Source organism: Caballeronia sp. SEWSISQ10-4 2 (genome assembly GCF_030464885.1).
GTDB lineage: Bacteria > Pseudomonadota > Gammaproteobacteria > Burkholderiales > Burkholderiaceae > Caballeronia.
On sequence record NZ_JALPRJ010000044.1, the window covers coordinates 1 to 16,999 of the forward strand.

Genomic DNA, 16,999 nt, shown 5'->3' on the forward strand with positions numbered 1-16,999 from the left:
TCTTACCCTCGAAGTTCGCGCCGTCTCCCGGGGCCTGATCATCGTCGCGGCGCACAAAGCTTTTATGACCGGCCCACGCCTGAATCAACGTGCCATCGACGCTGAAGTGCTCACCGCAAAGCCAGCACTTCTTCTCGGCAATGCCCACAACCTCGTTGAAGAACTCGATGACCGCGTCATGCTTGATCAGGCGCTCGCGGTTCTTGGTGAAGACGGTGGGCACCCACACGGCATCGTCCATCGACAGCCCGATAAACCAACGAAACAGCAGGTTATATTGAACCTGCTCCATCAACTGGCGCTCCGAGCGAACGCTATAGAGCACTTGCAACAGCATCGCGCGCAGCAGCTTCTCCGGGGCAATGCTGGGCCGCCCACCTTTGATCTCAGCCTCGTACATGCCGGCAAACAAGCGGTCCATCTTGGCCAAAGCTGCGTTGGCCATCTTGCGAATCGAGCGCAGCGGATGATCGGCTGGAACAAAGTCCTCCAACTTACGCAAGGTGAACAAGTTCTCGGTAAAGCTATCGGCGCCGCGCATCGCTTCTCACAGTTGTGGGGTCTTTACTAACAACGTTTGAACTGACCTTTTGGGTGACTTCGGGGCGAGGTATTTCCGCAGCCTGCTAAGCAGCAGCAACCCGGCACTGACCCCGACCACCCGCCCCAAAACCCCCAAACAGAACCCCGAGTGCGAACGAAAAATCACCGCGCCGGCATCAGATCGCCATCTGCCTGACGCTGAAGATCCTGCACCTTGCTCTGCAACGCACGCAATTCGGCTTGCGCCGCGTCCTGCTGGGCACGCAACGTACGAATCGCTTCCTGCTGCTGTGCCTGACGGTCGACCACCAGGCTTTGCTGCGCGCGCGCCACATCGACATCCGCTTGAAGACGGTTCGCTCGCTGCTGCTGCAAAGCGATCAGCCGATCCGCGAAAGCGTTTTCCGCCTGCAATTTCTCACGGCGGATTTCCGAATCCGCTAGCTGAGCCGTGGTCTTGGCGAAGTCGGCATAGACAACTTCGGCGCGTGTATCGGTCTGCGTCTTGATCACCCGCCAGAACTTCTTTTGCTGGAAAAGCGCGACGTAATACAACATCTCATCGGGATAGAACAACAGGCTTGCACCGTAGCTGCCGTTATAAGTGGTGCGCATTTCGACCACCTTGCCGTCGCGGATCATCTGCTGCAACTCGGTAACATTGCCGTTGCCCTGCGCCTGCGGTTCGTCCGCCGCGCCGTTGATCAGAAGACTGCGCCGCGCGCTCGCGTCGCCGAGGGCATTCCCCGGTGCCGACGCCGGATCTTGCGCCGCCACGATGGTTGTCGCGGTTGTTGCAGCGTAAGCCGTCGTGCAGACCACCGCGCATGCCAATAGAACTACCCCGTACGACCATTTATTATTGGATTTCATGGAATTTCCGAGTTCTTTGAACAAAGCAAAACCGACGGAATTATGGCAGATAGAATGCCCGGACATTAATGAAGGAAATGGGAGCGCCGGATAATCCCGGTGCTTGGTAAGACAACTGCAGAGTCAGCTACAGAGTCAGCCGCGACATTTTTCAAACACCTTGCCAAGAACACGGCCCCCGTCCCGACACCCCGACACCCCGGCATCACCTGAAAATATCCGCAACAAGGTTCGACACCGCCCGGATCCGCTCGCTCCCGCGAAGCGCCGGATGCAGCACCATCCAGACATCCTGGTCCAGCTCCCTGATATGCGGTTCGACGCAAACAAGATCGCTGGTCGTATCGCCGGCAAGTTGAGCGAGCACGCCTAGCCCTGAGCCGCCCAGCACGCCGTCGAACACACCCAGGACGTAGCTGCTGCGAAGACTAGGAGCAGGCGCACCCGGCAGTGTCTTCAGCCAGCGGGCTGCAGGATGATCGCCCCGGCGCTCGTCATAACCCACAAAGGACAGCTTGCTCCATTCCTTTTTCTTGATGGCTACCTTGTGGCGCAGGTAATAGTCCCGCGATGCATACAAGCCAAAGCGGACTTTACCAATCCGGCGTACATACAGGTCGCCCTCCTCGGGGCATTCCGACCAGATGGCGATATCCGCTTCGCGCCGGGCAAGGTTGTACGGCCGCTGCGAGGTCAGCACTTCGATAGCCAGTCCAGGAAACCGCTCCTGGAACGAGCCAAGCAGCTTCATCAGGATGTAGGACATCCATTCGACCGCATTGATCCTTACCGTCCCTTCCAGCCCATGAGAACCGGTGACGTCTCCTGCGCGTTCGATCTGGTGCGCGAGCGCCTCCATCTGTTCGGCCCACGTAAGCACCCTCTGCCCGAAAGCCGTTGCTACACACCCGGAAGGCATCCGGTCAATCAGGGGTTCACCTAATCTTCTTTCAAGCTCCGTCAGACGACGCGACAACGTCGCAGCGCTCAGATCGCAAGCCGTGGCGGCGGCTCTCATGGTTCCTTCGCGGGCGATGGCAAGCAAAATTCGCAGGTCGTCCCAGTCAACGTGTTCCATTTTTGAAACGCTCGCTTTCGATTTTAGAGGTAGAATATCGCTAATCGCGAGGATAGCATTAGAGCCCGATGGGCCGGATTGGCACTCGCTATACGCCAAGGCTCATGCATCGCCTTTTCTCGATGCGGCGTTAAAGGATGTGCCAATAAGAATGCCCTTCCAAATCGATTAATTAACGAATCGACTAACCGACTAAGCGACTCGCCGGCTATTCACTCAGTAGACCGAAGAGCGAACTAATGGAGACTCTATGACCCGCAAGGCCAACCAAGCACGGCGCCGTGTACTCGCTGCAACCGCCGTATTCGCCGCATTCTCGCTGCTGCCTGTCTCATCGGCATTCGCTCAGTCGGCGAAAAAACCCACCGTTGCCCTCGTGATGAAATCGCTCGCCAACGAGTTTTTCCTCACCATGGAAACGGGCGCCAAGGATTATCAGGCCCATAACGCGAGCAAGTTCACGCTCATCACCAACGGCATCAAGGACGAAACCGACACCGCGAACCAGATTCGCATCGTGGAGCAAATGATCGTCTCGAAGGTCGATGCGCTTGTGATCGCCCCGGCCGATTCGAAAGCTCTGGTCCCGGTCATCAAGAAGGCCGTGGATGCCGGGATCATTGTGGTGAATATCGATAACCGGCTCGATCCGGACGTGCTCAAGTCGAAAGACCTGAACGTGCCGTTTGTCGGTCCGGATAACGCGAAGGGTGCGAGAGAGGTGGGCGCCTATCTTGCCAAGAAGCTCAAATCCGGCGATGAAGTCGGCATTATCGAAGGCGTATCGACCACGACCAACGCGCAGCAACGCACGGCCGGATTCAAGGAGGCGATGCAGGCGGGCGGCATGAAGGTCGTGGCGCTCCAGTCGGGCGACTGGGAAATCGACAAGGGCAACGCAGTGGCATCGCAGATCCTGAACGCGAACCCGAACGTGAAAGCATTGCTGTGCGGCAACGACAACATGGCGATCGGCGCGGTTGCTGCAGTGCGGGCGGCCGGCAAGGCGGGCAAGGTGCAGGTGGTCGGTTACGACAACATCAACGCCATCAAGCCGATGCTCGCCGACGGCCGGGTTCTCGCCACCGCCGATCAATACGCCGCGAAGCAAGCAGTATTCGGTATCGACACGGCTTTGAAGGCGCTCTCCACGCACCAGAAGCAGTCGGAATTGTCGAGCGTGGTGGAAACGCCGGTCAACCTAGTCACCAAGTAAGCGCATCAAGTCATGCGTCATCGCGGTTAGCTGCGATGACGCATACATGAACGCTGCATGAGCGTAGAGTGTCCCGACGCGCCTTGTTTTGGTTTCAAGCGTTCAAACGTGTAGTACGTTCCGGCTCTTTATGGCCGGGGCGGAACTCGCAGTCAAGTACCCTCCCCAGCCTCTCATAAGCGATGCCAAGTCCAATCGTCCCTTCCGCCGACATAGCGCCAGTGCTGACCATTCACGGGATCGGCAAGACCTACGTCGAACCGGTGCTCGCGGACGTTTCGCTCCATCTGCGTCCCGGCGAAGTACTCGCGCTGACAGGCGAAAATGGCGCCGGCAAGAGCACGCTGTCGAAGATCGTAGGCGGTCTTGTGACGCCCACGACCGGTTCGATGCAGCTGGGAGGCATCTCGTATGCGCCGTCGAGCCGCAGCGACGCCGAAGCGCACGGCGTGCGCATGGTGATGCAGGAACTGAACCTGCTGCCCACGCTGTCCGTCGCCGAAAATCTCTTTCTGAATCGCCTGCCCAAACGCGGCCTCGGCTGGATCGACCGCGCCACGCTGCGCGAAGATGCGCGTCAGGCGATGGCCCAGGTCGGGCTCGACGCCATCGACCCGGACACGCTCGTGGGTGAACTCGGCATCGGCCATCAACAGATGGTCGAGATCGCCCGCAACCTGATCGGCGATTGCCGTGTGCTGATCCTCGATGAACCCACCGCCATGCTCACGGCTCGCGAAGTCGACCTGCTGTTCGAGCAAGTCGACCGCCTGAAATCGCGCGGCGTGGCGCTGGTCTATATCTCGCATCGGCTGGAAGAATTGGCAAGAATCGCTGAGCGCGCAGCAGTGTTGCGCGACGGCCGGCTCGTCCACGTCGACGCCATGCGTAACCTCACCAGCGACAAACTCGTCACGCTGATGGTCGGACGCGATATTGGCGAGCGCATCGATCTCGGCGAACGCCGGATCGGCGCAACGGCATTCAAGGTGCAAGGCATGACGCGCGGTAACGCCGTGCGCGACGTATCGTTTGAAGTCAAGGCCGGTGAGATCTTCGGCATCAGCGGTCTGATCGGCGCAGGACGCACCGAACTCATGCGGCTGATCTATGGCGCAGACCGCGCGGATAGCGGCAGCATTGAAGTCGCGCATCGCGGTTCGGCGCTCAAGGCGGTCAGCATCAAATCACCATCCGATGCAGTGAATCAAGGTATTGCGCTCATCACCGAAGACCGCAAGGGCGAAGGTTTGCTGCTGCCTCAGCCCATCGCCGCGAATATTTCGTTGGGCAATATCGGTGCGGTATCGAAGCATGGTTTCATTGACGCCCGCCGGGAAACTGCGCTCGCACAAAAGCAGATCGACGCCATGCGGATTCGCACGTCGAGTGCCGCGCAGCCGGTGTCCGAGCTCTCGGGCGGCAATCAGCAGAAGGTGGTGATCGGCCGCTGGATGGCACGCGACTGCACGGTGCTGCTCTTCGACGAACCCACGCGCGGCATCGACGTCGGTGCCAAGTTCGACATCTATGCACTGATGGGCGCCCAGGCTCGCGAAGGCCGCGCGCTGGTGGTGGTGTCCAGCGACCTGCGCGAGTTGATGCTGATCTGCGACCGGATCGGCGTCATGTCTGCGGGACGCATGACCGGCGTCTTCGAACGCGATAACTGGTCACAGGACGCGCTACTCGCTGCAGCATTCGCGGGTTATGCGGGCCGCGATAAAATCCTCAGCGAATCTATCGAGCCAGAAAAACATATTACGGAGCACCAGTCATGACTCTACAAACCACTACGCAGAAATCGCAGACGGAGCCGCCCAAAAGCGCGAAGCCGATCGGCACGCGGCTGGGGTTTTCCAATTACCTGGGGCTGCTCGGCGCGCTGATCGCGATGATCGCGTTGTTCTCCGTGCTGAGCTCGCACTTCCTGACCTACGACACGTTCAGCACAATCGCGAACCAGATTCCCGATCTGGTCGTGATGTCGGTGGGCATGACGTTCGTGCTGATCATCGCCGGCATCGATCTGTCAGTGGGTTCGGTGCTGGCGCTAGGCGCGGCCGTCACCAGCGTTGCGGCATTGCAATGGCACTGGGGCGCGTTGCCGGCAGCGTTGCTCGGCATGGCCGGCGCCACGCTCACCGGCTGCGTGACCGGCGCCGTGACGGTGGGTTGGCGCATCCCTTCGTTCATCGTCTCGCTGGGCGTGCTGGAAGCGGCACGCGGCCTTGCCTACCAGATGACGAACTCGCGCACGGCATACATAGGCGACGCCTTCGACTTTCTCTCGAATCCCATCGCGTTCGGTATTTCTCCGTCGTTCCTGATTGCTATATTCGTGATGGTCGTGGCGCAGCTCGTGCTCACCCGAACGGTTTTTGGCCGCTATCTGGTCGGCATCGGCACCAACGAGGAAGCAGTGCGGCTGGCCGGGGTCAACCCACGGCCGTACAAGGTCATCGTGTTCGCGCTGATGGGCCTGCTCTCGGGTCTCGCGGCGCTGTTCCAGATCTCGCGGCTTGAAGCGGCGGACCCCAACGCGGGCTCGGGGATCGAACTGCAGGTGATCGCGGCGGTGGTGATCGGCGGCACGAGTCTGATGGGCGGACGCGGTTCTGTCATCAGCACCTTCTTTGGCGTCCTGATCATATCCGTGCTTGCGGCAGGTCTCGCGCAAATAGGCGCGAACGAACCGACCAAGCGGATCATCACCGGTGCGGTGATTGTCGTGGCGGTCGTACTCGATACCTATCGCAGCAAACGGCGCATCATGTGAGCCAAGTGTTGGCAAGCCCGGTGCCTGGCGCTTTTACAGCGGCGCTTTGGACGTTTCATTCGTGGTCAGCAGGTGCGAATGGCGGGCGGCTTGTGAAAGTGCTTCCCTATTACCGGCGATGTTCGTGAGGTCAGGCTTGGCTTAGCGTGCTTAATAAGGCGCTTAGGCCCGATGATCCAGATGTTCGCCAGCAGGAGATCTGAAAATGTCCAAAGAAGTAAAGCAAGGCTCCGTCCTCATCATGGGGAGTATCAATACCGATCTGGTCGCGCGTTCTCCGCATCTGCCCCGGCCGGGCGAGACAATCAGCGGGCATGAGTTCTCGCAAATCTCCGGCGGCAAGGGGGCAAACCAGGCGGTCGCGGCTGCACGTATCGGCGGTCGTGTGGTCATGGCGGGATGCGTTGGCGCGGATGCCAACGGCGCGTTGCGGCTGGCCGGTCTCGAAGTGGAAGGCATCGATTGCAGCGCAGTTGAAACCGATCCGTCGGTGCCAACGGGCGTCGCAATCGTCACGGTGGCGGACGACGGCCAGAATACGATAGTCGTTGTGCCAGGCAGCAACGGCCAGGTTACGCCCGAGATGGTCAAGCGCCATGAAGCGGTGATCAAAGCCGCGGACGTCGTGGTATGTCAGCTCGAAACACCTTGGGATTCGGTATATGCGACGCTGCTCACCGCGCGAAGGTTCGGCAAGCTGACCGTGTTGAATCCAGCACCGGCTACCGGTCCGCTTCCCGCTGAATGGCTGCCGCTCGTCGATTATCTGGTTCCGAACGAAGTCGAAGCCGCCATCCTCGCAGGACTGCCGGTCGAATCGCAAAGCGGTGCACGCAGGGCCGCGAAAGAACTACAGAGATCGGGCGCGCGTAACGTCATTGTCACGCTCGGGTCGCAAGGCGCTTATCTCTTGCCTGAAACAGGGGAAGGCACGCACTTCCCTGCCCCCAGGGTTAATGCGGTCGATACGACTGCCGCCGGCGACACCTTCATCGGTGTCTTTGCCGCGCAGTTAGCGGCACGGCAACCCATAGAAGCCGCGATCAGCCTCGCCCAGCGAGCCGCCGCCATTTCCGTCACGCGCGCGGGCGCACAGCCCTCCATACCGACCCGAGGGGAAGTCGACAACATGCCCTCCTAGTCTGGAATGGTCGCAGGGTTCGGATCACTCGATTTAGATTGAAACGTCGAAAACGTGCTGCCTAATTGCAGGGGCCACGCACGCTCTCGTCCAAGCTGCGGCATGGCGACATGCCGCAATGGTTTTTCGTCATCCAACCAATCTCGAATGGGAAAAGCAATGAACCTGAGACCTGCGTTTGTCCTGATGGCTTCTGTAGTTCTGGCGGCTTGCGGTGGAAACGGAAGCACGAACCCCGGGCCTTTGGCCAATACGCCGAAGGTCATCATGGATTCGGACTTCAATACGATGGGCGACGATGGCCAGCTCTTCGCAATGACCACGCAGTTAATGGCCCAAGGGAAAGTGAATCTGCTTGGCTTGACCGTGGTAACCGGCAATGACTGGCTATTGCAGGAACAAGCGGATGCGCTTAAGGCCGTGGAACGAATGGGCGTGCAGAACGTGGTCGGTGTTTATGCCGGCGCGAATTACCCGCTGCAATACGATGTCGCCAGCATCCGCGCCCAGCAAGCAGCCAATCCCAACGGATATTTCGGCGCATGGAGCCGACCCGAACCCACTCAGGCTTCCCAACTGATCGCACCGCCCGATGGCTTCGCCACCAGCACGAAATTGCAGGCGCAGAACGCGTCGGACTTCATGATCGATACGATCAAGCGTTATCCGAATCAGGTTACCATTATCGAAGTCGGACCGCCGACCAATCTCGCGACCGCGCTGCGCAAGGCGCCGGAAATCGCACCGCTTATCAAGCGGATTGTTTATATGGGCGGCGCCATGGCTGTGCCGGGGAATGCGAATGCCGTGGGTGAGCTGAACTGGTGGTTCGATCCGCTCGCGACCCGCACCGTGCTGCAAACCACCATTCCTCAGTCCGTGATCCCGCTGGATGTGACTAATACCGTGCAGCTAACCGAAAGCGTCTACGACCAGATCGCCAACAATCCCAGCAAGCAGACCGCCGTCACGAAAGCTTATGCGACGACCAATGCCAATGCCTTTGCCACCAATACTCACATCTACGATACGCTGACTATCGCCTATTTCCTCGATGCGACTTACGCGACGCAGACAAAAAGCGCGTACCTGGATATAGACACAACCAGCGGCGAGGACCAGGGTCACGTCATGGTCTATCCCGATCAGCCGGTCGCGGGCGCTTCGCCGCAGAAGATCACCTACGTCACCCAATTCGATAACAACCGGTTCTTCAGTCTTTACATCGATCTGTTGACGCGCCCGGTTCCGGTGACCTTGCCTTAGGTTGGTTTCGCTCGCGCCAGTGGACGGGGTTTGGGTTTTGGTCCGCTGGCGCGAGCGAAAAACCCGAAAACCCTAACCTCCCTTCGGACGCACCGCCCGCACCTTGATCATGTCATAGAGGGCTTGCGCGGCCGGCGACAACCGCGCAGTCTTACGGACCACCAGCACCAGTGCCCGCGAGACCACCGGATCAACAAGCTCGATCGTGCGGATATTCGGATACGCGCCCTTCTGCACCGCGAGCCGCGGCACCACAGCCGCAGCAATCCGCTCGGCAACCAGCCCGACCGCCGTCGAACTGCGCTGCACCTCATAAAACGACTGCAAACCCAGGCCATTCGCGCCCAGCGCTGTATCGAGCAATGCGCGATTGCCGCTGACCTGCCCCGCGAATATCAGCGGATACGGCTGCAATTGCTTCCAAGCCACGCGCTTGCGTTTGGCGAGCGGATGGTCCTCGTGGCAGATCAGCACGTACTGGTCTTCGAGCAGTGGCACCGTCATGAGCTCAGGATGATGCGCGCCCGCAATATTGATACCGAACTCCGCCTCGCGACGCAGCACTGCATCGGCCACAGCCGACGATGCATGATCGAGAATCTTGATCCGGTTATTCGGATACCGCGCCGAATACTCCTGCATGATGCGCGGCAAATACTGAACGCCGACCGTGGGTACACAGGCAATGGATACATCGCCGCGCTCTGCCTTGCCCGTCTCGCGGATCTCAAGCAGCGCGTCCCCCAACTCCTCCAGCAGACGCCGCGCTTGCGGCAGGAAATCGCGGCCGATCAGGCTGAGTGCGATCGAACGCGTAGTGCGCTCGACCAGCATCACACCAAGAAAGTCCTCGAGCTTGCGCAAGCGCTGGGTGATCGCCGTCTGCGTGACATGCAATGAATCGGCAGCGTTCTGAAAGCTGCCTTTATCGGCGATGGCAACAAATGCCTGGACCCCGAGGATGTCGATTTTCATAAGAAATATGAACCAATCAGAATAATAAATTCATTTTACGCAAACATCGGCGGTGCGCAAAATGGCGGCACCCCACACCAGTTCCCGCAGAGGAAACCACGATGCCTGCCCAAGACGAATCCCCCATTGCGATGGCCCCGCGCCTCTATCCCGAGATGGTCCGCAAGCTGGAGATCGTGCACCGGCGTATCGTTCCGGCTTAGTCAAGCCGGCCGGGCCGCGTTGTACACCGTCATTAATCTATTGAGGAATTACACAATGAGCTGGTCTGCCAAGCAATATGTAATCTTTGAAGGCGAGCGTACGCGCCCGATACGCGATCTGCTCGCGGCCGTTCCGGACATCGACGCATGCTCGGTCGTGGACATAGGGTGCGGTCCTGGCAATTCGACCGAGGTCCTGATGGCGCGTTTTCCCAACGCCGCAATCAGCGGATTCGACAGTTCGCCCGACATGATCGACGCTGCGCGCAAGCGCCTGCCGCAGGTTCATTTCGAGACGGCAGATATCCAGGCGTGGAACACCCCCGGCCCTTTCGACGTGATCCTGGCCAACGCCGTTCTTCAATGGTTGCCCGATCACGCCAGCTTGTTACCCAAGCTCGTTGCGAAGCTCTCGCCCGGGGGCAGTCTGGCTATTCAGATGCCGGACAATCTCGATGAGCCGGCCCACAGGCTGATGCGCGAGATTGCTGCAGACGGGCCTTGGGCCAGCAAGCTGTCCGGGGCGACGGAGCTCAGGGCGCCGAGGGCAAGTGCGAGTTGGTACTACGAACTGCTTCGTTCGTGTGGCGCAAAAGCGGATGTCTGGCGGACTACTTACCATCATGCGCTGGCGGGCGGAGCGGGTGCGGTCGTCGAGTGGTTCAAGGGAAGCGGTCTGCGGCCGTTTCTGGAACCGCTTACTGAAGATGAGCGTCTGGCATTTCTGGATCGCTATAAGACGGCGGTAGGGCTGGCTTATCCAGCTTTGCCGGACGGTACGGTTTTGCTGCCGTTTCCAAGGCTGTTCGTGGTCGCCAGCCGCTAAGGCTGAGGTCTGCTCGCACCGGTGGACGGGGGTTCCTGCCGGCGCGAAAGAAACCCAAAACCTTAGTAGTACCGCACCTCGAAAACCCTTGCGCGAATCATCTCAAAAAGAGTATATACTGTTTGTACTATTACCCTACCTGGAGACTCCATGCCCGGACCCACTACGAAGGCCCCCAGCAAAAAGGCTTTTCATTTCCCCAAGACGGCGGAAACGGCTGCTGCCGAACCGGCAGTAAGCAAGCGCAAGACGACCAAGGTAGCGGCCGAGGCAGCGCCGGAAACCAAGGTCAAGGCCACGCAAGCGCCCGTCAAATCGAAGACGAAAGCGGCGCCGGTAGAATCCGCCGCACCCGAAGACAAAGTCAAACGGCCGAAAAAAGAAAAGGTGGTCCGTGACAGCTTTACGATGCCGAAGTCCGATTACGAAAAAATCGGCCTTCTGAAGCAAAAATGCCTCGCGAACGGCGTGCACGTTAAAAAAGGCGAGCTCTTGCGAGCCGGTTTGCTCATACTTGAAAGAGCGAACATCGAGCAACTTACTGCGGCTGTCGCCGCCGTCGAAACAGTCAAAACGGGAAGGCCGGGCAAGTCCTGAGCGTACCAAGCGTCCTGATGCCGCCATTCTTGTTTCCGGCCGCCGAGGACGCATCGAAAAAACAGGCCGCGGGCATGAGTACATTACGTTTAGCCTCCGCAAGCTTTGCGGAGTTCGATGACCTCAATGCCATCCTCGCGGCCGGCGCCTCTTGCTTCGACCTGCGTACGGTCGGTGAAGTGCGCACTGGTACAAACTGCTTCCCCATATTGACCGCGGCCATCGGCTCGAACGATCCTCAAGCGCCCGCAATCGGCTTCTTTGGCGGCGTGCACGGCCTGGAACGCATCGGTACGCAGTTGATCCTCGACTACATGCGCGCGCTGCTGCGGCGCCTCGAATGGGACGAACTGCTGCACGAACAATTGCGCTCGGTGCGGCTCGTTTTCATGCCCATCGTGAACCCCGGCGGCATGTGGGCCAATACCCGCTCGAATCCGAACGGCGTCGACCTGATGCGCAATGCCCCTCAAAACGCCGAAGGACGTGTTCCCTTCCTTGCGGGAGGCCAGCGTATCGGTTCATGGTTGCCGTGGTATCGCGGTCCGGCCAGGGGTTCGCTGGAACTCGAGAGCGCCGCCTTGCTCGACGTCGTGAAGCAGGAGTTGATGACACGCCCGCTCAGCCTTGCTCTCGACTGTCATTCAGGTTACGGCTGGGGCGACAGCATCTGGTTCCCCTACGCGCGAACCAAACGGCAAATGCCTCATCTCCCCGAGATGTACCAACTCAAGACCATGTTCGAACAGGCGTACCCGCATCACGGCTACGCGTTCGAGCCGCAAAGCCACCAATATCTTCTTCACGGCGACCTGTGGGACTGCGCGTACGATCAGACGCCCGCGCCCAATGTGTTCCTGCCCATGACGCTGGAACTCGGCTCCTGGCGCTGGATCAAGAAGAACCCGAGCCAGATCTTTTCCCGCCTGGGCATGTTCAATCCGGTCAAGGCGCACAGGGTTGAACGGGTCTTGCGCCGTCACGTGAACTTCCTGGACTTCCTGACACGCGCCGCGTTCGCATCGAATAGATGGCTCCCCAAAGGCGATATGCGAAAGCAGATCCTCGAGCGCGCCATGGAACACTGGCAGCGAAAATCCTCGCGATGAGCACGTGGATCTTGCTGCGCGGACTCACGCGCGAGGGTCGCCACTGGGGATCGTTTCCGAAACAACTGGGCGTTGAAGCGGGCTTCAATCGGGACGCGAGCGGACTCACGTTGCTCGACCTCCCGGGGAACGGCCGCGAGAACGCACTGCCGGCGCCACTCAATGTAGAAGACATGATGAAGTTCGTCCGGTCGCGAGCGGCCGATGCCGGACTGCCGCCACCGTACCGGCTGGTCGCGATGTCACTCGGCGGCATGGTGGCGACCGGCTGGGCGCAACGCCATCCGGAAGAGATCGAGCGGCTGGTGCTCATCAACACCAGCATGCGGCCGTTCTGCGCCATGAGCGAGCGCCTTCGACCCGCTGTCTGGCCCGCGCTGATGCGTGCCGCCGCTTCGTGGTCCGATCCGTTGAGATGCGAAGAGATCATCCATGACCTCACGTGCAATCGCGTGGACACCCAGGCCGGAGACATCGCCGCATGGGCCGGGATTCGCAGGACTGCCGGTGTGAGCGCGGCGAACGGCCTGCGCCAACTGTGGGCGGCGGCGCGTTTTCGGGCGGATAGTCGCGCTCCGGCCTGCCCTACGCTGCTGCTTTCATCGAAGGCGGACCGGCTGGTCGATCCGGTCTGCTCCGTTCGCATAGCAACCCGATGGGGCGCGGCTCACGCTGTGCATCCGTGGGCCGGACACGATCTGCCTCACGACGATCCGGTCTGGACCAGCAAGGCTATCGCTGACTGGCTGCGTGCGCTGCAAAGACACGCGGACGAACCGCCGGTTGCATCGGATGGATGTCCGGCTTTGTGAGCGAACCCGGCGCGAATCATCTCCCACGCCTTGACCGGACTGATCAATAGGTTCCGTATCAAGTATTGGCGACATCCACTTCCCCTGCCATCTCGATCTTGACTTCCGGCGGTCCTGCGAACCGCGTCCTCACGCCAAGCCCATACCAGAAGACAGCCATCACGACGATGAGGAGCAGGCTGATGTAAAGCACCTTCTCGTTAGGCGGCTGAATCCCGACATAAACAAGCACGGCCCCACCGAGCACCGCCAGCAACGCGATGGGCTTCGACCACATGCCAAGGTTGAACGGCCCCTTGCGCACCCACGTCTTACCTTCGGCGCCTAAGCCCGCCGCGACCGGCATCACGTACGATACGTACAGGAACACCGCACTGCCCGTCGAGAGCACCGCGAACGCATCGCCATACAACGTCGCTGCAATCGCGAGGATTGAGGAGACCCAGATTGCGGCGCCGGGCGTGCAGTGGGTCTCGTTGACCTTCTTCAGCCAGTTCGATGCAGGCAGCCCGCCATCGCGCGCAAACGCATACATCATCCGCGAGCACGATGTCAGGCACGCGAGGCCGCACAAATAGTTCGACAGGAAGATGCCCATGCCAAGCGCCACGCGCAGCCATGCCGGCAAGGTGCCGAGCAGCGCGTTGAAGAAACCGCCACCCTGCTTCACGCCTTCCTTGATGTCCGGCATCACGAGCAGGAATGCGCAGACCATGATGTAGCCGAACAGCGCCGACCAGGCCACCGAGCGCAGCATGCCCTTCGGTACATTGCGCGCGGCGTCGTGCGTTTCCTCCGAGGTGTGTGCGGAGGCGTCGAAGCCGGTAATGGTGTAGATGGTCAGCAGCAGGCCCGACAGGAACGCGGCCAGCATGCCTTGCTTGGGCCACGCACCACCATCGAAACCGGTGAAGTTGCTGAAGTCGATCAGCCGTCCGAAGTCGAGCGGCGTCTTGGAAAAACCGAGCAGCGCCAGTGTCAGCAGCACGGCAATCGCGAAGATCAGGTAGCCCGAGAGATCGGTGAGGATCGTCGTAATCCTGATGCCGCTATGGTTGAGCCACGCCTGGCTCAGCGTCACCGCCGCGATGAACGCGGTCTGGTGCCAGAACGTGAGCGAGTCGGGATTGATGCCGAACAGCGGCGCGATCAGCGTCTTGAAGAACGGATCGTAGACGCCGAAATTCACCGACGCCACCACGAAGATCAACCCGAGCAGGTTAAACCACGCGGTCGCCCAACCCCAGCCCTTGTTGCCGAGAATCGAACTCCAGTGATACAGGCCGCCTGCGGTCGGATAAGACGACGCGATCTGCGCCATGGAAGCCGCGACGACCAACGCAAACAGCGCGCCGACCGGCCAGCCGATACCGATAGAAGCTCCGCCCACCGCGCTCAATGCCTGCGGAAACGCGGTAATGCCCCCCGCCAAAATACAAATGATTGAAAACGATATCGCGAAGTTCGAAAAACCGCTCATGCGGCGCGCGAGCTCCTGGGTATAACCCATGCTTTTTAGTTGCCGGGCGTCGTGGTCCAGCGCGGTTGGAGCGTCGGCCTGATTGACTGGTTCCATGATTTTCCTCTTGCTCGGTTTGACTTCGAAGATTGAAGGACGGGTAAGGACCGGCTTAAAAACGAGAACGGCTGGAACGCATGAAAACCATCTTCCGCAAGGGACCCGCGGCGAACTTGCCTGGCGGCCGCGAGGTTTGCGTCTTACTCGAACTTCGCCATCACATGGCGCGCGCAGGTGTAGTCCTCGAGCGCGTAGACCGACATGTCCTTGCCATAACCCGAGCGCTTCATGCCACCATGCGGCATCTCGCTCACGAGCATGAAGTGGGTATTGATCCAGGTGCAGCCATAGTGCAACTCGGCCGCGACCTTGAACGCGCGGCTCACGTCTGCTGTCCACACGGAACTCGCGAGTCCGAAGTCGGAGTCGTTGGCCCACGTGATCGCCTGAGCGGGGTCGTCGAAACGGGTCACCGAGACCACGGGTCCGAACACTTCACGCCGCACGATCTCGTCGGTCTGCAACGCGCCCGCGATCACTGTCGGCTCGTAGAAAAATCCACGCGATGCACCCGCCTTGCCGCCTGCGGTAACTTCAATATGACTCTGGCTCGCGGCGCGCTCGACAAAGCTCGCCACGCGGCTTCTCTGGCGCTCCGATATCAGCGGCCCCATCTCGACGCCGTCCATATGCTGCTCGCCAACACGGATCGTGCTCACCGCGCTGGAGAGGTCCGCCACGAGCTTCTCGTAGATCTTCGGCCCCGCGTACACCCGGCACGCCGCCGTGCAATCCTGCCCCGCGTTGTAGTAGCCGAACGTGCGCAGGCCGGCTACGACCTGCTCCAGATCGGCGTCGTCGAATACGATCACCGGCGCCTTGCCGCCCAGTTCCAGATGCGTGCGCTTGACGGTGCGCGACGCCGCTTCAAGAATCTTCTGTCCCGTCGATACATCGCCGGTAATCGAGATCATGCGTACGTCCGGCTGCGCGATCAGCGGCGCACCGACGGTGTCGCCACGTCCGATCACCACGTTGATCACACCGGGCGGGAAGATCGCGGCCATGAGTTCGGCGAGCTTCAGCGTGGTGAGGGGCGTCTGCTCGGACGGCTTGAGCACGACCGTGTTACCCGCCGCCACTGCCGGCGCGATCTTCCAGGCGGCCATCATCAACGGATAGTTCCAGGGCGCGATCGATGCCACCACGCCGAGCGGATCGCGTCGCACCATGCTGGTATATCCCGGCAAATATTCGCCTGCGAGCTGTCCGTGCTGGGTGCGGCATGCACCTGCGAAAAAACGGAACACATCGGCCACCGCCGGGATCTCGTCATTGAGCGCGCCGAGATAAGGCTTGCCGCAATTGAGCGATTCGAGCCGCGCAAATTCAGTCGCACGTGCTTCGATGGCATCGGCGAGTTTGAGCAGCAAGTTCGCGCGATCTTTCGGCACGGTCTTCGCCCACACGGGAAACGCGCGGCTCGCGGCAGCCACCGCCGCTTGCACCTGATCGAGCGATGCCTCGGCAATACGCGCGATGGTGTCGCCCGTTGCCGGGTTCAGGACGTCTTCCACATCCCCCGCGCCGGGCACGAATTCGCCGCCGATCAGAAGGCTGGTTTGCAAGGTCTGTTCCATATGTCGGTCTCTCTTGTTGGAAGAAGCAATGCGGCGCCCGGTTGCTGCGTTACGCGGGCGCTTTCTCGGCAATGGACTCGGACAGCATTTACATCAGGTAAGCAGGAGTCACGAGGAATGCAGCGATTTTACGGTCGCGATTTTTTTGACCGCCAGCCAGCATCACAGATAGGAGCTATCGATAATTCCGAACGGAATGCATGGTTAGCGCGCATTTGAGCATTTTTGGCGCGCACGGTAATTGAGTGAGCAAAGGATGACCAGCAGGTTGCAACGGCCTTTCGCCGCTGCCAGCTTCAGCCGCGGCGCAGGACGCCGCAATGTGGGTCCTGTGGCCAATGCGTGGTCGTTACGGGATAACCCTCTCCCGACATCGCTCAGAATTCCACAAAACAGAACGCATGCGCTGTTATATCGGAAAA

The 16,999-nt window shown here is 60.2% G+C and carries 15 protein-coding genes; 9 read left to right on the forward strand and 6 right to left on the reverse strand.

Annotated features, from left to right (window positions below):
* From M0D69_RS26615 to M0D69_RS26625, 3 genes are all read right to left on the reverse strand, one after another.
* The coding region (locus M0D69_RS26615; RefSeq protein WP_301784857.1) for an IS5 family transposase at positions 1 to 541 on the reverse strand (541 nt) is incomplete at its 3' end.
* 164 nt (positions 542 to 705) lie between these two features.
* Entirely contained in the window at positions 706 to 1,416 is a 711-nt protein-coding gene (locus tag M0D69_RS26620; RefSeq protein ID WP_301784858.1) for a DUF2968 domain-containing protein, read from the reverse strand.
* 205 nt (positions 1,417 to 1,621) lie between these two features.
* A complete protein-coding gene (locus M0D69_RS26625) occupies positions 1,622 to 2,494 on the reverse strand; it encodes a LysR family transcriptional regulator (RefSeq protein ID WP_301784859.1) in 873 nt (290 codons plus the stop codon).
* 250 nt (positions 2,495 to 2,744) lie between these two features.
* On the opposite strand from M0D69_RS26625, the gene M0D69_RS26630 reads away from it, so the two are divergent.
* The 5 genes from M0D69_RS26630 (at position 2,745) to M0D69_RS26650 (ending at position 8,896) form a co-directional block, all read left to right on the forward strand.
* Entirely contained in the window at positions 2,745 to 3,710 is a 966-nt protein-coding gene (locus M0D69_RS26630) for a sugar ABC transporter substrate-binding protein (RefSeq protein WP_301784860.1), read from the forward strand.
* Between the two features lie 182 nt (positions 3,711 to 3,892).
* A complete protein-coding gene (locus M0D69_RS26635) occupies positions 3,893 to 5,491 on the forward strand; it encodes a sugar ABC transporter ATP-binding protein (protein WP_301784861.1) in 1,599 nt (532 codons plus the stop codon).
* The gene (locus tag M0D69_RS26640) at positions 5,488 to 6,489 is read left to right on the forward strand and encodes an ABC transporter permease (RefSeq protein WP_301784862.1); all 1,002 of its coding nucleotides are present in this window, start codon (positions 5,488 to 5,490) and stop codon (positions 6,487 to 6,489) included. The genes M0D69_RS26635 and M0D69_RS26640 overlap by 4 nt, the downstream gene beginning before the upstream one ends.
* Before the next feature lie 205 nt (positions 6,490 to 6,694).
* On the forward strand, positions 6,695 to 7,630 hold the full coding sequence (gene rbsK / locus M0D69_RS26645; protein WP_301784863.1) for a ribokinase: 936 nt from the start codon (positions 6,695 to 6,697) through the stop codon (positions 7,628 to 7,630).
* A 159-nt stretch (positions 7,631 to 7,789) separates the two neighbouring features.
* Complete coding sequence (locus M0D69_RS26650; RefSeq protein WP_301784864.1) at positions 7,790 to 8,896, forward strand: nucleoside hydrolase; 1,107 nt, start codon at positions 7,790 to 7,792, stop codon at positions 8,894 to 8,896.
* 72 nt (positions 8,897 to 8,968) lie between these two features.
* Here M0D69_RS26650 and M0D69_RS26655 read toward each other — a convergent pair whose 3' ends face one another.
* Positions 8,969 to 9,871 carry a LysR family transcriptional regulator gene (locus M0D69_RS26655; RefSeq protein ID WP_301784865.1) on the reverse strand — a complete coding sequence of 301 codons (903 nt, stop codon included), beginning with the start codon at positions 9,869 to 9,871 and terminating at the stop codon, positions 8,969 to 8,971.
* Between the two features lie 258 nt (positions 9,872 to 10,129).
* On the opposite strand from M0D69_RS26655, the gene tam reads away from it, so the two are divergent.
* The 4 genes from tam to M0D69_RS26675 all read left to right on the forward strand — a co-directional run bounded on the left by tam (position 10,130) and on the right by M0D69_RS26675 (position 13,418).
* Entirely contained in the window at positions 10,130 to 10,900 is a 771-nt protein-coding gene (gene tam, locus M0D69_RS26660) for a trans-aconitate 2-methyltransferase (RefSeq protein ID WP_301784866.1), read from the forward strand.
* A 150-nt stretch (positions 10,901 to 11,050) separates the two neighbouring features.
* Positions 11,051 to 11,497, forward strand: a complete 447-nt coding sequence (locus M0D69_RS26665) for a hypothetical protein (RefSeq protein WP_301784867.1) — start codon at positions 11,051 to 11,053, stop codon at positions 11,495 to 11,497.
* Positions 11,498 to 11,571: 74 nt separating this feature from the next.
* Positions 11,572 to 12,606 carry a M14 family zinc carboxypeptidase gene (locus M0D69_RS26670; protein WP_301784868.1) on the forward strand — a complete coding sequence of 345 codons (1,035 nt, stop codon included), beginning with the start codon at positions 11,572 to 11,574 and terminating at the stop codon, positions 12,604 to 12,606.
* A complete protein-coding gene (locus M0D69_RS26675; RefSeq protein WP_301784869.1) occupies positions 12,603 to 13,418 on the forward strand; it encodes an alpha/beta fold hydrolase in 816 nt (271 codons plus the stop codon). The genes M0D69_RS26670 and M0D69_RS26675 overlap by 4 nt, the downstream gene beginning before the upstream one ends.
* Positions 13,419 to 13,476: 58 nt before the next feature.
* On the opposite strand, the gene M0D69_RS26680 is transcribed toward M0D69_RS26675, so the two are convergent.
* Both M0D69_RS26680 and M0D69_RS26685 read right to left on the reverse strand, forming a co-directional pair.
* A complete protein-coding gene (locus tag M0D69_RS26680) occupies positions 13,477 to 14,994 on the reverse strand; it encodes an amino acid permease (protein ID WP_301784870.1) in 1,518 nt (505 codons plus the stop codon).
* A 143-nt stretch (positions 14,995 to 15,137) separates the two neighbouring features.
* Positions 15,138 to 16,577: a gamma-aminobutyraldehyde dehydrogenase gene (locus M0D69_RS26685; RefSeq protein WP_301784871.1), complete on the reverse strand. Its 1,440-nt coding sequence runs from the start codon at positions 16,575 to 16,577 to the stop codon at positions 15,138 to 15,140.
* Between the last annotated feature and the right edge of the window lie 422 nt (positions 16,578 to 16,999).